This window comes from Actinocrinis sp. (genome assembly GCF_035946395.1).
Taxonomy (GTDB): Bacteria; Actinomycetota; Actinomycetes; order Streptomycetales; family Catenulisporaceae; genus Actinocrinis.
Map to the genome: position 1 here is coordinate 1 of NZ_DASYZI010000159.1, position 3,239 is coordinate 3,239.

3 protein-coding genes and 1 tRNA gene are annotated in these 3,239 nt (G+C 65.7%); 3 read left to right on the forward strand and 1 reads right to left on the reverse strand.

From position 1 onward, the window contains the following. Positions 1–53: 53 nt before the first annotated feature. Together VGS97_RS10255 and VGS97_RS10260 are read left to right on the forward strand one after the other, a co-directional pair. Positions 54–127, forward strand: a tRNA-Ile gene (locus VGS97_RS10255). Between the two features lie 447 nt (positions 128–574). Next, positions 575–775: a hypothetical protein gene (locus VGS97_RS10260; RefSeq protein ID WP_326853100.1), complete on the forward strand. Its 201-nt coding sequence runs from the start codon at positions 575–577 to the stop codon at positions 773–775. Positions 776–992: 217 nt separating this feature from the next. Here VGS97_RS10260 and VGS97_RS10265 read toward each other — a convergent pair whose 3' ends face one another. Continuing rightward, on the reverse strand, positions 993–1,430 hold the full coding sequence (locus VGS97_RS10265) for a hypothetical protein (RefSeq protein ID WP_326853101.1): 438 nt from the start codon (positions 1,428–1,430) through the stop codon (positions 993–995). 802 nt (positions 1,431–2,232) lie between these two features. On the opposite strand from VGS97_RS10265, the gene VGS97_RS29485 reads away from it, so the two are divergent. Then, positions 2,233–2,973, forward strand: a complete 741-nt coding sequence (locus VGS97_RS29485) for an aminoglycoside phosphotransferase family protein (protein WP_349262077.1) — start codon at positions 2,233–2,235, stop codon at positions 2,971–2,973. Positions 2,974–3,239: the final 266 nt, after the last annotated feature.

Below are 3,239 nucleotides of genomic sequence, written 5' to 3' on the forward strand. Positions count from 1 at the left end.
GTAATCTGCTCTAGCGCTTCGACCACCAGCAACAGCAGGCGAGCGAGCGTGATGGACCTATAGCTCAGTCGGTTAGAGCGCTTCCCTGATAAGGAAGAGGTCGGAGGTTCAAGTCCTCCTAGGTCCACGAGAGAAGACCAGATCAGGGGTCCTACCGACAACATCGGTAGGACCCTTTCGGCGTCGAAGTCCGTGAAGAGTCCGTCGATACGCTCGCTGAACGACCGCAACCGACCGCGTGCTTGCTTGGCCCGGCGTGAATCCTGAAGCCAGTATCGTGTCCGACCGAGAGCGGTGTGGCCGTACTGGATCCGACGGATTTTGCTGTGCCCAAGTGTTTGGTGCTCGGGCGTATGCGTCCTGTACCGTGACACGCCCCAGGCGTGGGAACCGCTGTCTGTGCGTGTCGGCACGGCAGCTCCGCTCAACCGATGCGGCCGGATTCGAGTCATGGCGGCACGACGTATGGGGCTCCAGCGAGTCCGGGCGCTCGGTGCCCAGTACTCCGCGCCTCGCGGCCGACGATCTTTATGTCGAGCCGCCACAGATCTCTGACTTCCAGTAGGAATGCGCGTTGCTGCGCGCCAACCTGGAGAGGGTCGCAGCTCGCGTCAACCCGCTCAATCCGAAGGGCGCGAGCCTCGACCTGAGTACTAGCCAACGCGTCGAGGCCACCGATCCACACGCGGGCTTCGTCCCGCGTGTCTCGCTGCGTCTGGCGAACATCGAAGACGCCACACGCACAGCCGCCGCGATCGTCGTCGTCATTTGGTAGTTGCTGCGAAGAACGGCCACGCAAGCCAGAGAGATCTTCACTCGCACGCCACGTTCACCAGGACAATCCGGAAATATCTTCCGAAGTGCGCCAGTTTCAGCGGGCCGTGCTAGCCCTCTATGTCTCGCTGAAACTGGCGCCTCTCCAGCATGCAGCTGCGGTACGCGATGGGACGGGACGCCAGCGACGGCGGTCGCCGACCGGTCCGTTCGTGGGCTTACTCGTCAGCCTGGATTAACTTAAGGAGACTGTCATCGCCATACTCCGGGGCCATCTGGAGATCGGCGTTGGCGAACGCCTCGGCGACAAGGCAGCGGCAGTACCGCTCACGCTCGTTAGCCGACGTCGGCGCGTTCGCGAATGCGGCCGCGACTACCCGCGTGCACCCGTTCCAGTCACGGTATTTCCTGAGCGCTCGGCGGATAGCGGCGGCCACTTCCGGCTCGGTGGACGTGTCGCCGGTTTCCACATCGGAGCAGAACAGCGCGTCGAGCGATCGCTTGATGGGGCATGGGAGGCCCTCCTGTTCAGGGTGTCCTGGCCCGGTCGGTGGGGTTACACCGAGTCGGGCGATTGCCTTACACACCGCTGGCAACCTGCGCGCGAGCGCCACTAGCCTGGGCATCGCGCACGTGTTGACCGTCGACTTGCTCACCCGACTGGCCCCGCACCTGCCCTCGGGCCCCTCCCTGAACCCGGACGAAGTCGCCGAGTGGTTGCGCGCGGCTGGCGCCGCGTGGGCTAGATTGCGCCATCCTTGGAGGCGCATCGCCACCGTTCCGGACAGCGGGCCGCGCAGCGCGCCGACCGTGCAAGCCAACACCGTCGTCATCCGACTGGGCCGCCTGCTGTACTCCGACCCAGCGTGGACTCCACAAGCTGGACCCGGCCGACCGGGCGCCCTCGACGAACTGCTTGCACCCACTGCGCTGGACGCGGTGTGCGTGATGTTCAGCGCCCTGTCGCGTGCCGCGGCGGTCCTCGCCGCCGACCACGGCCGACTGGTCGCCGATGCCGTCCTCGACCTGCATTCCGCCGCCCGCACCCACTGCCCGGAAGACGAAGCTCGCCACATCTACCCGCTTCAGGCCGCCCAGCGGGCCAAGCTCACCGCCGGCTATCGGGACGCGGCTCACGGATCTAAGAAGATCGCGACTGCGCTCGCACCACTCGCCTGCGGCCTCCACGCCCTTAAGGCAGCCGCTTTGGCTCGGCCGTTGTTGCCCGCGTGCAAGCCCGGCCTTGATCGGGCCCACCGAGCACATGAGGAATCACAGCAGCCGACGACCGCTCGCCGTTCCATCCCCCTAATAGATAGCCGCCGCGCAGTCGCGATGGCCGGTTGCTGCTTCGATTCGCGAGCGACTTTAGGTCGTTTGGTTCGTGGCGTGCCCTGTGCCAGCGCGATTCGAACAAACCCGGCGACGTTTGTGGCCACCACCGCGATACTGGCTAGTGTGGAGCAGGTCGAGATCGTCGTCGCGCATCACGAGCGCGCGACGGTGCGCGTGGGCGGGGTGTTCCTGAAGATCGACGCTGATCAGACGCGCACCGACGTTGAGGTCGAGGCGATGGCTCTGGCGCCGATCCCGACTCCGCGGGTCCTGTGGCGCAAGCCGCCCGTGCTCGCGCTGGCCGCCGTGCCGGGGAGGGCGCTGGGCCGCATCGGCGAGCCGTCGAGCGCGTCGTCGGCGGCATGGGCCGCAGCGGGTGCAGCCGCGCGGATGCTGCACGACGCGCCGCTGCCGCCTTGGCCCAGTTCGAGGTTCGAGGACTTGCCAGCGCGCCTGGACGGTGAATGCGCGTTGCTCGTAGCGAACGGTGTGCTTCCCGCCGATCTGGTCGCGCGCAACCGCGAGGTTGCCGAGGCCGCACTGCGGCGGCCGTCGCCGCCGGTGTTTGCGCACGGCGACCTGCAGATCGGCCACGTGTTCGTCGACGGCGACGAGGTCACCGGCGTGCTCGACTGGTCCGAAGCGGGCCGCGGCGACGCCCTGTTCGACCTCGCCAGCCTGACGATCGGACACGAGGAACACCTTGACGACCTGGTCGCTGGCTACGGCACCGATGTCGACCTCGATGTGATCCAGGCATGGTGGTCGGCGCGCAGCCTGCTGGCAGTGCGCTGGCTTATCGAGCACGGCTTCGACCCGTTCATGCCAGGCTGCGAGGTCGACGTGCTCAAATCCCAGATGTGACACAGCACGAACCCGACGGCTGCCGGTATCATATTTCAGCCCACATGAACGAACTAGCGTATCTGGTCAACAACACGCCTTTTGTAGCTAATCTTCCTATGGCCGTGAATGCGGCGGCTGTCCTCATGGTTCGGCTGCGGAAAAGTGGTCGGGATCGTGATAATGATCCATAAAATTATCACTGGGGATAGCTACACGTGCCTGACCAGGCAGGTCGCCGCCGGGGACAGTAGTCCAACGCGGGGGAGGTCGGCGGCTGAGTATTA